This is a genomic window from Rahnella bonaserana, from assembly GCF_019049675.1.
GTDB lineage: Bacteria > Pseudomonadota > Gammaproteobacteria > Enterobacterales > Enterobacteriaceae > Rahnella > Rahnella bonaserana.
This window is the reverse complement of sequence record NZ_JAFMOW010000063.1, coordinates 302,260-318,045: the sequence shown is the minus strand read 5'-3', so window position 1 is coordinate 318,045 and position 15,786 is coordinate 302,260. Positions and strand designations below refer to the sequence as shown.

The window sequence follows — 15,786 nt, the reverse complement described above, 5'->3', positions numbered from 1 at the left end:
GCTTTATGTGATTACAAAAACAAATGGGGAAAGTGATGCGGATTAAAATGTTACTGGGCCTGTCAGCTATCGCGCTGCTTGCCGGGTGCAGTACCACTCATCAACTGGATGCAGCGGGCCAGCAGGTGAAATTCACGGATGACAAACCAGGCGCTAATTGTCAGCTGCTTGGCGAAGTCACCGGTGCCCAAAGCAACTGGTTCTCCGGTACCGGCGGTGACGGTAGCTCCATGCGTGGTGCAGCCAATGACCTGCGTAACAAAGCGGCAGCGATGGGCGGCAACACCATTTACGGTGCAAACAGCCCGTCACAGAACTTCCTGTCCAGCTTTGCACCGGTTGACAGCAAAATGGTCGGCCAGGTTTATAAGTGCTCATAATCGGGCTGCACGCCGTTTAATGGCGTGAATGCCAGATAGAATAAAGGGATGCCTGTGGCATCCCTTTTTGCATTCCCCCTTCATTCTTCAAGCTGCAGGCGCGTTGGCTACGTTTAGTCACCCGAATCACTTACCTGAGTAAGCTCATCGGGATTTCCTCGCTTGCCGCCTTCCTGCAACTTGAATTATTTGGGGGGAGATTAGGTTGTTAAGACTGCTTCAGCCGCAGATCCAAAATGGTTTTGCTTGGCTCGCCGCCAATCTCGCGGGTCAGTTTCGGCACCATATAACCTGACACCTTGCTCATCAGCTCTTTCATGATGACGCGCGCTTCGTCGTCGTTGACCATGAAATGCGCCGCGCCCTGGACTTTATCCAGTACGTGGATGTAGTAAGGCAGAATACCGGCATCAAACAGCGCATTGCTCAATGTTGCCAGGACATCAGCGGAATCATTCACGCCACGCAGCAGTACACTTTGGTTAAGGAGCGTCACGCCGTGGCGTTTCAGCTTCGCCATGCTGGCGCGCAGCGCATCGTCAATCTCATTGGCGTGATTGATATGCGTCACCATCAGCACCTGAAGGCGTGATTTTTCAAGGCGCTGACAGAAGGTATCCGTGATACGTGCAGGAATAACCACCGGCAGACGGGTATGAATACGCAGACGTTTAATGTGTGCGATGCCTTCCAGTTCACCGATTAACCAGTCGAGTTCGTGATCCTTGGCCATCAGCGGATCACCGCCGGAGAAAATAATTTCATCGAGTTCGGGGCGTGTGCGGATATAATCCAGCGCCTGAACCCAGTTGGCCTTATTTCCCTGGTTGTCCTGATACGGGAAATGACGGCGGAAACAGTAGCGGCAATTCACCGCACATCCGCCTTTCACCAGTAACAGGGCGCGATTGCTATACTTGTGCAACAGACCCGGAACAACGCTGCGTTGTTCATCAAGCGGGTCGGTGGTAAAGCCCGGCACGGCGATAAATTCCTCGCGCACGGTCAATACCTGAAGCAATAAAGGATCCTGTGGATCGCCCGGCTGCATACGTGCCACAAAGGCGCGGGGCACGCGAAGCGGGAACAAACGACGGGCTTCTCGCCCACTTTGCAGTTCTGCATTGTCGTTAAGTGCCAGAAGAGTAAGCAGTTCATCCGGGTCAGTGATAACATCGCCGAGTTGATACAACCAATCTTCTCTAAATGGCGTGTTTAGGGTTACAATGTTTGCCATTTTTTTGGCTAATACCAGTTTAAAATTAGAGGGCCATCATGGCGACTTATTCTAGCAACGATTTCCGTCCGGGTCTTAAAATCATGTTCGAGGGCGAGCCTTACGCTATCGAATCCAGTGAATTCGTAAAACCAGGCAAAGGCCAGGCTTTCGCACGCGTTAAAATGCGTCGTCTGCTGACCGGTTCCCGCGTAGAAAAAACCTTCAAATCTACTGACTCATGCGAAGGCGCTGACGTTGTAGATACCAACATGAACTACCTGTACAACGATGGTGAGTTCTACCACTTCATGCACCCTGAGACTTTCGAACAGCATCAGGTTGAAGAGAAAACGGTTTCTGACGCCTCTAAATGGCTGCAGGACAACGCAGAATGTATCGTGACTCTGTGGGATGGTCGTCCTATCGCTGTTCAGCCACCGAACTTCATCGAAGCTGAAGTTGTTGATACTGATCCAGGCCTGAAAGGTGATACTGCAGGTACCGGCGGTAAACCAGCTACCCTGAGCACCGGCGCTGTCGTTAAAGTGCCATTATTCGTGCAGATTGGCGAAATCGTCCGTTGTGACACCCGCTCTGGCGAATACGTTTCCCGCGTTAAATAAGTTCTCAATACTTATTACGTCGGATGAAAGCTGCCGCAGGTGAGAGCCTGTCGCAGCTTTCCAGCCCCAACTTGTTGAATTGGATTGTGTTTACCATGTTGAAGAAGATGATGTTTATCGTAGTTTCAGTGATGTTGCTGGCTTCGTTATCCGGCTGCAACACGGTTCATGGTTTCGGTGAAGACATCCAGCACCTGGGTGGCGCTATTTCCAAAGCAGGCTGAACCCTTCAGCCTCGTTTTTACCAACTTTCCTAAAAATCCTCCCTGTTTCCTTCTATATCCAGAAAGTTAGCTACAATAAAGATGTCGTACTTTACATTCTCCTATAGGAAGGAAATTTATATGCTGAAGAAAAGTATCCTCGCTATCTTGTCTGTTGTTGTTCTGTCTTCTGCGTTAACTGCCTGCAACACCACGCGTGGCGTGGGTGAAGATGTATCTGCCGGTGGGCAAGCGATCCAGAAAAGCGCGCAATAACGGCGAATGGTGTGAAGTAAGCTGAAGTCTGCCTGCACTTTGATGCAGGCAGTGTTGTTTCTGGCGTCCGGAAATGAGGTAAATTAAGGCTGTTTGACCCATACCAGTTTGCTGGTATCAAATCCGTAACGTTGTGCGGTTTGCAGAAGTTTTTGTTTCACGCCCTCATCGAGCGTCGGTGTGCGCGACAGGATCCATAAATAGCTTTTATCCGGCCCGCAGACCAGTGCGTAACGGTAATCCTTATCCAGCTCAATCACGTTATAGCCGCCATAGAACGGGCCAAAGAATGACACTTTAAGCGCTGCCCGGTCCGCAGAACCCGTAAAGTATCCTTTACCCTCGCTTTCCTGCCATTTGTTCTTCTGCGGATTAAACCCGCGGTTAATCACTTTCACACCGCCGTCGTCGCGCAGGCTGTAATTGGCCGTGACGCGTTCCAGCCCGCTTTCAAAACTATGATCCAGCCTGGCGACTTCATACCAGGTACCAAGATAGCGGCTGAGTTCGAAGTTATTTACGACGTTGACGTCTTTTGGGGGTGTGACGCTGCAGGCCACAGACATGAGAGCTGTGACGATGACGCCGAGTTTTGACCAGATACGCATAGAGTCTCCTTCCTTAGGTTGTTCTCTAAGTGTAGGTAACAAAAAGAAAAAGGAAAAACAAGTGGGGGAAGAAACGAAAACAGCGACCAGGAGCTGGCCGCTGGAAAGTCAGATCTTTAAGATCAGAGGCGGATCAGTACGATTAAAGTGACGATGCTTAAGATCGCCGCCAGGCCGTAGAATACCCATTTTCCGGCAGGAACGTGGATCTTCAGGTCATGCATGGAGTGATGGATCCTGTGAAGTCCGCACCAGATGGGTAAGACGATCATCAGCAGCAGGAACAGGCGTCCGATCCCGCTTTGCGCGAATGCCAGCACGCGCGGATAGCTCAGGGCGTCGCCGGGGAAGAAGCCCAGCGGCAGCAGGAAGCACACCAGCAGAATCATCACCGGTGCGAAAATCGCGCTCCACATACCGCCCGCACCAAACAATCCCCAGAACACCGGCTCGTCAGAACGTTTAGGAAGAGTATTTTTCATGTCGCCTCCTTAAAGAAACAGTGCGATGACGAGAACAGCCAGCGTCACGACAATGGTCACGCCCCAGAAACCGGCAATCACCGGCTCCGGCCCCATTTTTTTACCTTTCACCACGACGATCGAGGCTTTCGGCGCCAGCTCAAACCAGGTTTTGGTATGCAGTAAAGCCGCAAGCAGGGCGATCAGGTTAATCAGCATGACCACCGGGTTTTGCAGAAAATGCACAAAAATTGCCCAGCTTTCAGGTCCGTTACGTAATGAGAAAATCCCGGCCAGCAGCAAAAGGCTAAACCACACAGCCGGAACCGCTGTGCCTTCGCGCAGCATATAAAAACGGTAGAACGGTAAGCTTTTCCACCAGCTGGCTTTCATCTCACGCACGTAGGGTTTACGTTTGCTGCCCGTACTTTGAGTCGTCATATTTTCCTCCCTCATTGCGGTCTCAGCCTCGCGATCATGAAGTCTTTGGAGCTTTCGACTTTGCCTTGCTGAATGGCTGCGGCAGGGTCGACGTGCTTCGGACAGACTTCAGAGCAATAACCGACGAACGTACAACTCCAGACCCCGTTCTGACCGTTCAACTGCGGCATACGTTGTGCCTTGCCGTGGTCACGGTTATCGAGGTTGTAGCGGTGCGCCAGGGTGATAGCAGCCGGTCCAATGAACTCCGGATTCAGACCAAACTGCGGGCAGGCGGCGTAACATAAACCGCAGTTGATGCAGCCGGAGAACTGATGATATTTCTCCATTTGCGCCGGGGTTTGTTTACCGGGGCCTTCGCCGACCGTGCGGGTGTTGCCGATAATGTAAGGTTTGATGGCTTCCAGGCTTTCGATAAAGTGGGTCATATCGACCACCAGATCGCGTTCGACCGGGAAATTACCCAGCGCCTCGACCTGCATACCGTCCGGATATTCCCGCAGGAACGTTTTGCACGCCAGCTTCGGCACACGGTTGACCATCATGCCGCACGAGCCGCAAATCGCCATCCTGCAGGACCAGCGGTAGGAAAGGTCAGCGGCCAGATGGTCTTTGATGTAGCCCAAAGCATCGAGCAGGGACGTTGTTTCATCGAAAGGCACGTCATACACCACCGGATGCGGCGCGCTGTCCGTCTCCGGGTTATAGCGCATGATTTCAACCTTCAGGCTGCGCATTTTAGCCACGTGATTGCTCCTTATCTTTTTTATCGTGAGTCTCAGATTCCCCGCCGTACACACGTTTTGCCGGCGGCAGCGTGGTAATTTTTACGTCGCCATATTCCAGGCGCGGAGCGGAATCTGGCTGATAAAAGGCCAGGGTATGCTTGAGGAAATTCACGTCATCGCGCTCGGTACAACCTTCATCAAGACGCTGATGGGCGCCCCGGGATTCACGACGATTGATCGCGGAATGAGCCATACATTCAGCCACTTCCAGGCCATGCCCCAGCTCGATGGTGTATAGCAGATCGGTATTAAAGACGCTGGAAGTATCCTGAATTTTCACCCGTTTGAAGCGCTCTTTCAGTTCAGCCAGCTTATCGATGGTTTTTTGCATCAGCTCAGTGGTGCGGTAAATCCCGCAGCCTTCTTCCATCGCCAGACCCATTTCGTCACGGATAGCTGCCCAGCTTTCGTCACCTTCCTGCGCCATCAGTGCGGCAAGACGGTTTTCGATATCACGCACCTGTGCGTCGAGCGCGGCGCTGTTACCGGTGTCTTTGGCTTCGACGGCACGCTCTGCCGCTTTTTCACCGGCCATACGTCCGAACACCACCAGCTCTGCCAGGGAGTTGGAACCGAGACGGTTAGCGCCGTGCAGACCGACGGAAGAACATTCGCCGACTGCAAACAGACCTTTGATACGGGTTTCACACTGCGCATCCGTTTCGATGCCGCCCATGGTGTAGTGCGCGGTAGGGCGAACCGGGATCGGATCGGTAATCGGATCGACGCCGACGTACGCTTTCGCCAGCTCGCAGATAAATGGCAGACGTTCGCGCAGTTTTTTCTCGCCGAGATGACGTAAATCCAGATACACCACGTCGCCACGTGGCGTTTCGATAGTGCGTCCGGCGCGCCATTCATGCCAGAACGCCTGCGATACTTTGTCGCGCGGACCGAGTTCCATGTATTTGTTTTTTGGCTCGCCGAGCGGCGTTTCCGGTCCCATGCCGTAATCCTGCAGATAACGGTAACCGTCTTTATTCACCAGAATACCGCCTTCGCCACGGCAGCCTTCAGTCATCAGAATGCCGGAACCCGGCAGGCCGGTCGGGTGATATTGCACGAATTCCATGTCGCGCAGCGGAATGCCGTGGCGGAACGCCATGCCCATACCGTCGCCGGTGACGATACCGCCGTTGGTGTTGTAGCGGTAAACGCGGCCTGCGCCGCCAGTGGCCATGACCACCGCGTTAGCACGGATTTGTACGCGTGTGCCTTCCATCATATTGATGGCAACGACGCCGCGTACCTGGCCTTCATCGACCAGAATATCGAGGACAAAATGCTCGTCGAAGCGTTTGATTTGCGGGTATTTCAGCGAGGTCTGGAACAGAGTGTGCAGCATGTGGAAGCCGGTTTTATCGGCCGCAAACCACGTACGTTCGATCTTCATTCCGCCAAAGCGGCGAACGTTGACTGAACCATCATCCTTACGGCTCCACGGGCATCCCCACAGTTCGAGCTGAGCCATTTCAGTCGGGCATTGATGAACGAAGTGATCCACCACGTCCTGCTCACACAGCCAGTCGCCTCCGGAAACGGTATCCTGGAAGTGAAAATCGAAGCTGTCATGATCTTGCGTCACAGCGGCAGAACCGCCTTCGGCCGCCACGGTGTGGCTGCGCATAGGGTACACTTTCGAAATCAACGCGATATTCAGGTTGGGATTGGCTTCCGCTGCGGCTATTGCTGCGCGTAAACCCGCCCCACCTGCACCTATAATTGCAATGTCGGCGTTAAAGGTTTGCACTGCATTCCTCCACTATCATCAATGAGATCGGGTTTGAAACACCCGCGAAAAGCTCTTCATAATCGAAGAGTTAGTGAACCCCGATGACACACAGGCGCTGTCCCGGTGGCTGGTATTCTTATTGTTTGTAAGGGAATTATTATACCAAAGGGGTAGAAGTGGTAATTTGATGTGAACGCGCATTTAGGCTTTCTGTGCTTTACGCATCGCAAAATGAGATATTTGTTTGCCTGCGGGGATGCAGGTAGACTGCATGACTTTTCTGAATTCGGAGTAAATCACCATGAGCGAAACAGCAAGCTGGCAACCCAGTGCTCCTGTCGCCAATTTGTTGAAGCGTGCGGCTATCCTCGCTGAGATTCGACGTTTCTTTGCCGATCGCGGCGTACTGGAAGTTGAAACGCCGGCGATGAGTCAGGCTACGGTGACCGACATTCATCTGGTGCCGTTTGAGACACGTTTTGTCGGGCCGGGTGCGGCTGATGGCATGACCCTGTATCTGATGACCAGCCCGGAATACCACATGAAACGCTTGCTGGCAGCGGGCAGCGGGCCGATTTATCAGATGGGGCGCAGTTTCCGTAACGAAGAAGCCGGACGTCACCACAATCCTGAATTCACCATGCTCGAATGGTACCGTCCGCGTTATGACATGTACCGCCTGATGAATGAAGTGGATGATTTGCTCCAGCAGGTTCTCGATTGCGATACCGCTGAAACCCTCTCTTATCAGCAGGCGTTTACCCGCCACCTGAATGTTGATCCGTTATCTGCTGATAAAGCCGAACTGCGTGAAGCCGCGGCGAAGCTCGATTTATCCAATATTGCCGCTACCGAAGAAGATCGCGATACGCTGTTGCAGTTACTGTTTACGATTGGGGTGGAACCGCACATTGGCCGCGATAAACCAACATTCGTTTATCATTTCCCGGCGACTCAGGCTTCTCTGGCGGAAATCAGTACGGAAGATCATCGCGTCGCAGAGCGGTTCGAGGTGTATTACAAAGGCATTGAGCTGGCGAACGGTTTTCGTGAACTGACGGACAGCCGTGAGCAGCGTCAGCGTTTCGAGCAGGATAACCGCAAGCGTGCGGCGCGTGGCCTGCCGCAGCATCCTGTCGATAACAATCTGCTGGATGCGTTAGAGCACGGTATGCCGGAATGTTCCGGTGTGGCGCTGGGTGTTGACCGCCTGATTATGATTGCGCTGGGCGCTGCCAGCCTGAGCGACGTGCTGGCCTTCCCGGTGAGCCGCGCCTGATAAGCATTTAAGCCCTGATTTCAGCTCAGGGCTTTCTTTCCAAACTCTTCCTGTTTCGCCCCATCATTGTGCAATTAATCCAAAATCGCGCATTTCATGAAACAAAAGTACCCAAATGGCACAACACTGATTTTAAAGTTTCAGTGTCAGGCTTCGCACGCTAAACCGCGCGAACCGGGCATTTCTTATGCTTTAACTGAAATTTTCTTCCTGCTGGCCTGATTTATGCATTATCGGATCATCACTCATTATCCGGAAAACCCGATATGTCAGAATCCAACGACAAAGAACTTCTTTATGGACTGGAAGAGCGCATTGCACCGGCACCGGCATTTTTCACCGCCATCCAGCATGTGCTGGCAAGCGTGGTGGGGATTATTACGCCGCCGCTGATTATCGGTTCAGTGCTGGGGCTGAACACGTATTTGCCCTATCTCATCAGCATGTCTTTGCTGGCTTCCGGCATCGGGACCTTTATTCAGGCGCGCCGCTTTCTGTCAGTCGGCGCGGGAATGATTTGTCTGCAGGGCACCAGCTTTGCCTTTCTCGGCGTGATCCTCTCCGGCGGTATGCTGGTGAAAAGCCGCGGCGGTTCGCCGGAAGACATCATGGCGATGATTTTTGGGGTGAACTTTGTGGCGGCATTTATCCCGCTGCTGGTCAGCCGGTTTATCGGCCAGATGCGCCGTGTGTTTACGCCACTGGTGAGCGGCACAGTCATTGCGCTTATCGGCATCAGCCTGATTAAAGTCAGTATTACTGACTGGGCGGGTGGACATGGTGCGGTGAATTTTGGCGCACCGGCTAATCTCGGGCTGGGCGCACTGACGCTTCTGGTGATCGTCGCCTGTAACCGTATCGACGTGCGCTGGCTGCGCCTGTCATCAATCGTTTTGGGCATTGTCGTCGGCTGTCTTGCCGCTGCGCTGACCGGCCATCTGACAGTGAAGCCGCTACAGGGCGACTGGTTTGCTGTGCCGCAACTGTTTCGCTTCGGGTTTAAATTCGACTGGATTATCTTCGTGCCGATCGCGCTGGTGTCGTTTATCAGCATTCTCGAAGCAGTGGGTGACCTGACAGCTAACTGTATGCTGTCACAGCAGCCGATTGAAGGTGAAAGCTTCCGTAAACGTCTCAAAGGCGGCATTCTGGCCGATGGCATCAGTTGCCTTATCGCGGCGGCCTTCTCGTCATTTCCTAACACGACGTTTGCACAGAATAACGGCGTGATTCAGATGACCGGCGTCGCCAGTCGTTATGTGGGTATGTATATCGGCGCGGTATTATTAGTGCTCGGGTTGTTCCCGTTTATCGGTGAAATCCTTCAGCAGATCCCTGCGCCAGTGCTGGGCGGTGCGACACTGGTGATGTTTGGCAGTGTGGTCGCGGCGGGGATCCGAATCATGACGCAGTCGCCGGTCGGGCGCCGCGAAATGCTGATTATCGCTATCGCCTTTGGCATCGGTCTGGGCATTGAAGCCGTGCCGGATGTCCTCGGTCAGTTCCCGCCAATTGTCGGCAATATTTTCGGCCATGCAGTGACCAGCGGCGGCGTTATCGCTATCCTGCTCAACTTACTGATGCCCGCAGAACGCAGCACAAGTGTTGCGACACAGGAAGTTAAGGTTCACTGAAATCCCGCGCGTTGCGCCCCTGGATCAGCAGACAGGGCATAACTGAGCTGACTCACTTTTTGAATTTATTATGACCTTAAAAAGGAAGTCAGACATGTCAGAACAACGCACGTGGATCAAAAATCCGCTGGCGGTTTTTACCGCCAATGAACTCGATGCCCGTGGCGGCATCGTCACAGAAGGGCAGAAAATTGCCGAGTTGCTGGCCTCTGGTCAGCATCCCTCACAACCGGTCGATCACATCTTTGATGCCTCAGAATCTGTGCTGCTGCCGGGGCTGATTAACACCCACCACCATTTCTATCAGACGCTAACCCGTGCCTGGGCGCCGGTGGTCAGCGTGCCGTTATTCCCGTGGCTGAAAAAGCTTTATCCCGTGTGGGCGCGTTTAGGGCCGGAAGCGCTGGGGCTTGCCAGCCGTGTCGCGATGGCTGAACTGCTGCTCTCCGGTTGTACCACCACCACCGACCACCATTATCTTTTTCCGCAGGGCATGGAAGAAGCCATTGATGTGCAGGTCGATGTCGTCCGCGAGTTGGGCATGCGTGCTTTGCTGACCCGTGGCTCGATGAGCCTGGGAGAAGAACAGGGCGGGCTGCCACCGGAACAAACGGTGCAGTCTGGCGAGGTAATTTTGCAGGACAGTCAGCGTCTGATTGACCGTTATCATCAGCGCGGCGAAGGCGCATGGATGCAGATTGCGCTGGCACCGTGTTCGCCGTTTTCGGTCACTACCGACATCATGCGCGAGAGTGCAAAGCTGGCGCTGCGCGAAGATGTCCGGCTGCATACGCATCTGGCAGAAACGCTGGACGAAGAACAGTTTTGCCTGAAAATGTTTGGTCTGCGCACGGTCGATTATCTGGAAAGCGTCGGCTGGCTGAGCGACCGCACCTGGCTGGCGCACGGTATTCATTTTAACAACGATGAAATCCGGCGTCTGGGCGCGGCAGGTACCGGTATCTGCCATTGTCCGGTGTCAAATATGCGGCTGGCGTCCGGCATGTGCCCGACGCGTGATCTGGAGGCCGCAGGCGTACCCATTGGATTAGGCGTGGATGGTTCTGCCTCTAATGATGCCTCAAATCTGATGTACGAAGCGCGGCAGGCATTGTATCTGCAACGTCTTAAATACGGGGCGGAATACGCCACGCCGGAAAGGGTACTCGGCTGGGCAACTCGCGGATCGGCTAAACTGATTGGCCGCAATGATATCGGGCAGATTGCCGTGGGCAAACAGGCCGATCTGGCACTATTTAAACTTGATGAGTTACGTTTCAGCGGCAGCCATGATCCGATTGCCGCGCTGTTATTGTGTGGCGCAGAAAAAGCGGATCGGGTGATGGTTGGCGGAAAATGGCGGGTGATCGACGGTGAAATCGTCGGCATGGATATCAGATCGCTGATATCACACCATCGCAAAGCAGCAGCGGCGCTGATAGCGGATCTGTAAATCCTGCACGTAAAATCGTGGCGTAAAAAAGGGCAGAGAAATCTGCCCTTTTTGCTGTGCCTGTTACTGCGCTAAGTCGGCTGTTACAAATCGCCCGGTGAGCGCGAACTGTTTCCGCTGCGGCCAGTGCCGCTGCTGCTGGTAAAGGTCGCGTTATTACCATTTTGCGCGCGGTGCAGCGTTTCCATCCGCACCTGGAAGGGTGGGAACGGCAGGGTAATGCCGTGCTCGCGGAATCCGGCCAGGATCAACTGATGGATTTCATGGCGCAGCGGCATACGGTGCGCCATTTCAGCGGCGTGCATACGCAATTCGAAAATCTGAATGCCCTGTTGTAAATCAACCAGATAGGCTTCCGGCGCAGGCATATCCAGCACCAGCGAACAGCGATGCGCTGCATTGAGCAGGATTTCCGTGACTTCTTCCGTATTCGCTTCCGACGGCGCCGGAACGGTCAGCACCACACGGGTCACGGAATCTGACAGCGACCAGTTGATGAACTGCTCGGTGATGAAGGCCTTGTTCGGCACAATAATCTCTTTGCGGTCCCAGTCGGCAATCGTGGTGGCGCGGGTGTTGATCTTGGTGATGCTGCCGGTCAGATTGCGGATCGTCACGGTATCGCCGATACGGATCGGTTTTTCAAATAAGATGATCAGACCGGAAATAAAGTTGGCGAAAATCTCCTGCAAACCGAATCCGAGACCGACACCCAGTGCGGCAACCAGCCATTGCAGTTTTGCCCATTCGATGCCGATCAGCGAGAAGCCGGTCAGCCCGCCAATCAGCAACAACACGTATTTGGTGACCGTCAGCACGGCGTAACCGGTGCCTGGCGTCAGATCCAGATGTTGCAGCAAGGCCAGTTCCAGCAGCGCGGGCAGATTACGCACCAGTTGCGTAGTGATAATCAGCACCAGAATGGCGATCAACACCGATCCCAGGGTGATCGGCTGCATACTTTCCACGCCCTGCACGGTGGAGGAAACCTGCCACAAATGGATATTTTCCAGGAATGAGAAGGCTGAATGGATCTCAGACCACAGGAAGATCACTGAGATCAGCGCGATCAACGTCAGCAGTGAACGAACGAGGCGTAATGATTGCGCGGAGATCGCATCCAGATCGACCACCGGTTCTTCTATTTCTACCGTGCCTTCGTTACTGGTGTTGACGTGATTCGCATCTTCTTCACCGCGGGCACGCTGATTCAGCATTTCCGCCCGGCGTTGTTTGGCGCGTTCGAAGGCGATACGACGTCGCTGAATCAGCATCCAGCGGCGGATAATGTGATAAATCACCAGCAACACGAACCAGATAGCCACCGAGGTTTCAAGACGGGCCAGCAGCGCCTGCGAGGTGGCGAGATAGCCCATCAGTGAGGCCAGCGCGGCCACAATCGGTGCGCCCAGCAGCATCCACCACAGCGTTTTGTTAATGACGTTTTCGCTGTTGCCTTTTTTATCGTGATACAGCGGGATACCGGCACGTTTCAGGCTGTGAGTGACCAGCGCCACTACCAGACACAACATGACGAAGCACAACCGCCCGAGCGTATTGGAGAACTCCCGGTCATTGAGATTATCGAATGTAATCAGCGCCATAATCAGCGGCACCATGACCCAGATCGACAGCGCGTAATAGCGCAGTGCACGTGAAACGGCACGCTGCGGCCAGCCGAAGTGCGCGACAAACAGCCCCTGAGGATGCGCCAGTGCAGCGCTGACCATAAACGCCCACAGAATCGGCAGCGTAGCGGTCACGCCATCACCAATCGCCACCGCAATCGGATACGGCCAGGCACTTTGCAGCCCGAAGCCCAGCGCAGCCCATAAGACCGGCAGCGGCATAGCCACCAGAATTGACCAGAATACGGTACGCATCGTCAGCGAGAACTGATCCTGCGTGACTTTACCGACCCGGCTGCTGGCACGTTCCAGGAATGCATAGTAATGCTTGCGGGAACTGATGCTGATAATCACCAGAATCAGTGCGCCAAACAGCGGCAGCAGCGTTTCTTTGCTGGTGACCATCATCATGAAAGCGCCGCCGAGCTGGGTCAGTGAATCCAGCGACACCAGGCGTTTCAGGTCATGTGCTACCTGCACCGGATAAGAAATCCCGATGGCGCTGACGTCGGCAACCCAGAACAGATAGCGGTGGGCGGCCTCATGGACGTCATTCAGCGCTTCGACCAGCTGACTGTTGGCCACTTTGAGTTTGGTCAGTTCAAGAATCTGGGTATCACAGCCTGAAAGCAGGGAATTAAGCAAATCACGCTGAGTCCGCAACTGGGCATCAAGAATTTTCTGCTGAGCGGCGGTCAGCGGTTTGCCGTCGTCCTGCCGCGCCTGACGGTAAATCGGCTGCTTATCGAGTAAATCTTCATAGTGCAGACGCTGAACGCGCAGCTGACCCATATCGCGGTCAAGCTGCTGGGGTTTAGGCATATCCGGCAGACGAGCTACCTGCGCCCGCAGCGTTTCACCGAGTAAATTGGACGCGCCCAGCCACTGTGCCTGTTCGCGAATGGTATTGATCGCCTGACGAACCTGCTGGGTTTGCGCGGCAGCCTGACGCTGCTGGGAGGAAATCAAATCCATCCGCTGCGCCTGCTGATTCAATGCCAGCGACAACTCACGGTTGGACTGCAACTGCTGACTGATAGAATGCGGCAGTTCGCCGCTTTGCTCGGCCAGCAACTCGGTTTTTTCCAGCGCCTGTTCGGCTTCACGCTGACGCTGATTATTCAGAGTATTGCGTAAGGCCTGTAATTGCTGATCCAGATAATCGGCACGCTTTTTGTAGAGATCGGTGCGCATCCGCGACAGTTCCTGCCGGTTATTGGCAGAAAGCTGAGCCAGCTCGAGTTCATCGACCTTGGCTTTGCGCGCCGCAGATTCAGCCTGCAAAGCACTCAGCTGAGCCTGCGCCAGCGGAGATGATGTGGCTGCCGCCGTTGCCGCCGTTGCCGCCTGCATCCGCTGCTCAATGTCACTGAGCGCATTACGGGCCTCAGATTGTTGTTGCGGGATCAGACCCAGGGAATCGCTGATATCGCGCGAGCGGTCCTGCTCCTGACGTAACTGGCGGGTTTCTTCCAGCTGCTGGCTGCTGACTTGCAGAATTTGCTGCTCGAGCTGAGCTGTGGGAATGCTGTCATCAACCGCGGGTGGTTTATCCGGCTGATTTTGTAATTCCTGACGCAGGGCCTGCGTCAGTTTTGGGAAGTCATCAATGACTTTCTGGTATTGCTCGGTGCGACCGGCTGAAACACTGGCTTCATGCAGCCAGTTGAGCGCGCTTTGCAACGCCTCAACCACCTGTGTCTGATTGGCCATTTCTTTGTTGGCTTCCGCCTGTTTCAGTTCCTGTTTGAGCTGATCTTCAGTCGGCGCTGCCCCGGCCATCACTGGCAGGGACAGCAGTAAACTCATCAGCAAGGCGGGGATCAGGCGCACTCGGTCACATCCTTTTCTTCAGTTCTGTATGTCAGTTCAGTCTGAACTCAGTAGTCTTTAGGCGCTTGTGGTTCAGCCGTTGCCACACCTGCCGGTGTTTCTGTTTTGGCAGGCACTTCTGCAACCGCAGGTTCCGCGACTACAGGTTCTGCAACGACTGGCTCCGTTACGATGGGCTCTGCGACAACCGGTTCCGCGGTTGCCGTTGCTGATGTGCGCAGAGCTTCGGCGAACGGTTCGCCCATGCGGGTCACGGTGCCGTTTTTCAGATTTGGCATGAAACGAGTCTGATTAGCGGCAAACAGGTTGATCACGGTGGAACCCAGTTTGAAGCGGCCCATTTCCTGGCCTTTTTCCAGTGCGACAGCACCTTCTTCGCCCGCAGCCGGATACGTCCAGCGTTTGATAATGCCTTCGCGCGGCGGCGTGACACAGCCTGCCCAGACGGTTTCGATACTGCCGACAATCGTCGCGCCGACCAGAATCTGTACCATCGGACCGAATTCAGTATCAAAGACGCAGATGACGCGCTCGTTACGGGCGAACAAATTCGGCACGTTGGCCGCAGTCAGCGGATTCACAGAGAACAAATCGCCCGGCACATAAATCATTTCACGCAGGATGCCATTGCACGGCATATGCACGCGGTGATAATCGCGCGGTGCCAGATAGATAGTCGCGAACTGACCGTCTTTGAACTGCTCTGCGAGCAGATAGTTACCCGCCAGCAGCGCTTCTAAACTATAGAAATGGCCTTTGGCCTGGAACAGTTTGCCCTCGGTAATTGCCCCTAACTGGCTGACTGCACCGTCGGCTGGCAGGCAAAGCATATCTAAACCACTGACCACCGGACGTGCCCCATCGCGCAGCGGACGGACGAAGAATTCGTTGAACGTTGCGTAAGATTTCAGATCCGGATTTTGTGCTTCTTTCATGTCGACGTTGTAAAAACGTGCAAAAGCTTTAATCACCCAATGGGTCAGCGTGGCGGCACGTTTATCTGCGCCCCAGCCTGCAAGACGGGTCAGTCCTTGTTTAGGAAGTAAGTATTGAAGTTTGATTTTGATACTGTCCAGCACGGGGAAAACCTCTTGGATGGTATGAATGACCGGCGTAACCGGCCATTTTGCAGGAAACCCTGAAATCAGTTCAGAGTCACGCAGTGTTGTATGGCGGAGGATTGTAACGGGGTGAAATCAACGGTTCAACTTCCGTTAACTTCACCCGT

15 protein-coding genes are annotated in these 15,786 nt (G+C 54.2%); 7 read left to right on the top strand and 8 right to left on the bottom strand.

Going from position 1 to position 15,786, the window contains the following annotated elements; all coding sequences use genetic code 11:
* Window positions 1-35: 35 nt before the first annotated feature.
* Entirely contained in the window at window positions 36-380 is a 345-nt protein-coding gene (locus J1778_RS14040; protein WP_112289755.1) for a DUF4156 domain-containing protein, read from the top strand.
* Between the two features lie 208 nt (window positions 381-588).
* Here J1778_RS14040 and epmB read toward each other — a convergent pair whose 3' ends face one another.
* Window positions 589-1,617 carry an EF-P beta-lysylation protein EpmB gene (gene epmB, locus J1778_RS14035; protein WP_217173675.1) on the bottom strand — a complete coding sequence of 343 codons (1,029 nt, stop codon included), beginning with the start codon at window positions 1,615-1,617 and terminating at the stop codon, window positions 589-591.
* 38 nt (window positions 1,618-1,655) lie between these two features.
* Here epmB and efp point away from each other — a divergent pair, with 38 nt between their 5' ends.
* The 3 genes from efp to J1778_RS14020 all read left to right on the top strand — a co-directional run bounded on the left by efp (window position 1,656) and on the right by J1778_RS14020 (window position 2,701).
* Window positions 1,656-2,222, top strand: coding sequence for an elongation factor P (gene efp / locus J1778_RS14030; protein WP_013573742.1), 567 nt, complete (start codon window positions 1,656-1,658; stop codon window positions 2,220-2,222).
* A 95-nt stretch (window positions 2,223-2,317) separates the two neighbouring features.
* Complete coding sequence (locus J1778_RS14025; RefSeq protein WP_013573743.1) at window positions 2,318-2,446, top strand: entericidin A/B family lipoprotein; 129 nt, start codon at window positions 2,318-2,320, stop codon at window positions 2,444-2,446.
* 120 nt (window positions 2,447-2,566) lie between these two features.
* Window positions 2,567-2,701, top strand: a complete 135-nt coding sequence (locus tag J1778_RS14020; protein ID WP_129954222.1) for an entericidin A/B family lipoprotein — start codon at window positions 2,567-2,569, stop codon at window positions 2,699-2,701.
* 83 nt (window positions 2,702-2,784) lie between these two features.
* Here the strand turns inward: J1778_RS14020 and blc are convergent, their stop codons facing one another.
* The 5 genes from blc to frdA form a co-directional block, all read right to left on the bottom strand.
* The gene (gene blc / locus J1778_RS14015) at window positions 2,785-3,309 is read right to left on the bottom strand and encodes an outer membrane lipoprotein Blc (RefSeq protein ID WP_217173674.1); all 525 of its coding nucleotides are present in this window, start codon (window positions 3,307-3,309) and stop codon (window positions 2,785-2,787) included.
* A 122-nt stretch (window positions 3,310-3,431) separates the two neighbouring features.
* Window positions 3,432-3,791: a fumarate reductase subunit FrdD gene (gene frdD, locus J1778_RS14010; RefSeq protein WP_217173673.1), complete on the bottom strand. Its 360-nt coding sequence runs from the start codon at window positions 3,789-3,791 to the stop codon at window positions 3,432-3,434.
* A gap of 9 nt (window positions 3,792-3,800) precedes the next feature.
* Window positions 3,801-4,211, bottom strand: coding sequence for a fumarate reductase subunit FrdC (frdC, locus tag J1778_RS14005; protein WP_217173672.1), 411 nt, complete (start codon window positions 4,209-4,211; stop codon window positions 3,801-3,803).
* Between the two features lie 11 nt (window positions 4,212-4,222).
* On the bottom strand, window positions 4,223-4,948 hold the full coding sequence (locus J1778_RS14000; RefSeq protein ID WP_238484726.1) for a succinate dehydrogenase/fumarate reductase iron-sulfur subunit: 726 nt from the start codon (window positions 4,946-4,948) through the stop codon (window positions 4,223-4,225).
* Between the two features lies 1 nt (window position 4,949).
* Window positions 4,950-6,749: a fumarate reductase (quinol) flavoprotein subunit gene (gene frdA / locus J1778_RS13995; RefSeq protein WP_217173671.1), complete on the bottom strand. Its 1,800-nt coding sequence runs from the start codon at window positions 6,747-6,749 to the stop codon at window positions 4,950-4,952.
* A gap of 283 nt (window positions 6,750-7,032) precedes the next feature.
* On the opposite strand from frdA, the gene epmA reads away from it, so the two are divergent.
* The 3 genes from epmA (at window position 7,033) to J1778_RS13980 (ending at window position 11,097) form a co-directional block, all read left to right on the top strand.
* Window positions 7,033-8,010, top strand: a complete 978-nt coding sequence (epmA, locus tag J1778_RS13990) for an elongation factor P--(R)-beta-lysine ligase (RefSeq protein ID WP_217173670.1) — start codon at window positions 7,033-7,035, stop codon at window positions 8,008-8,010.
* Window positions 8,011-8,276: 266 nt separating this feature from the next.
* On the top strand, window positions 8,277-9,644 hold the full coding sequence (locus J1778_RS13985) for a uracil-xanthine permease family protein (RefSeq protein WP_217173669.1): 1,368 nt from the start codon (window positions 8,277-8,279) through the stop codon (window positions 9,642-9,644).
* A gap of 94 nt (window positions 9,645-9,738) precedes the next feature.
* Complete coding sequence (locus tag J1778_RS13980) at window positions 9,739-11,097, top strand: 8-oxoguanine deaminase (protein ID WP_217173668.1); 1,359 nt, start codon at window positions 9,739-9,741, stop codon at window positions 11,095-11,097.
* A gap of 83 nt (window positions 11,098-11,180) precedes the next feature.
* Here J1778_RS13980 and mscM read toward each other — a convergent pair whose 3' ends face one another.
* Together mscM and asd are read right to left on the bottom strand one after the other, a co-directional pair.
* Entirely contained in the window at window positions 11,181-14,558 is a 3,378-nt protein-coding gene (gene mscM / locus J1778_RS13975; protein WP_217173667.1) for a miniconductance mechanosensitive channel MscM, read from the bottom strand.
* A gap of 47 nt (window positions 14,559-14,605) precedes the next feature.
* Entirely contained in the window at window positions 14,606-15,637 is a 1,032-nt protein-coding gene (gene asd, locus J1778_RS13970; RefSeq protein ID WP_217173666.1) for an archaetidylserine decarboxylase, read from the bottom strand.
* Window positions 15,638-15,786 lie beyond the last annotated feature (149 nt).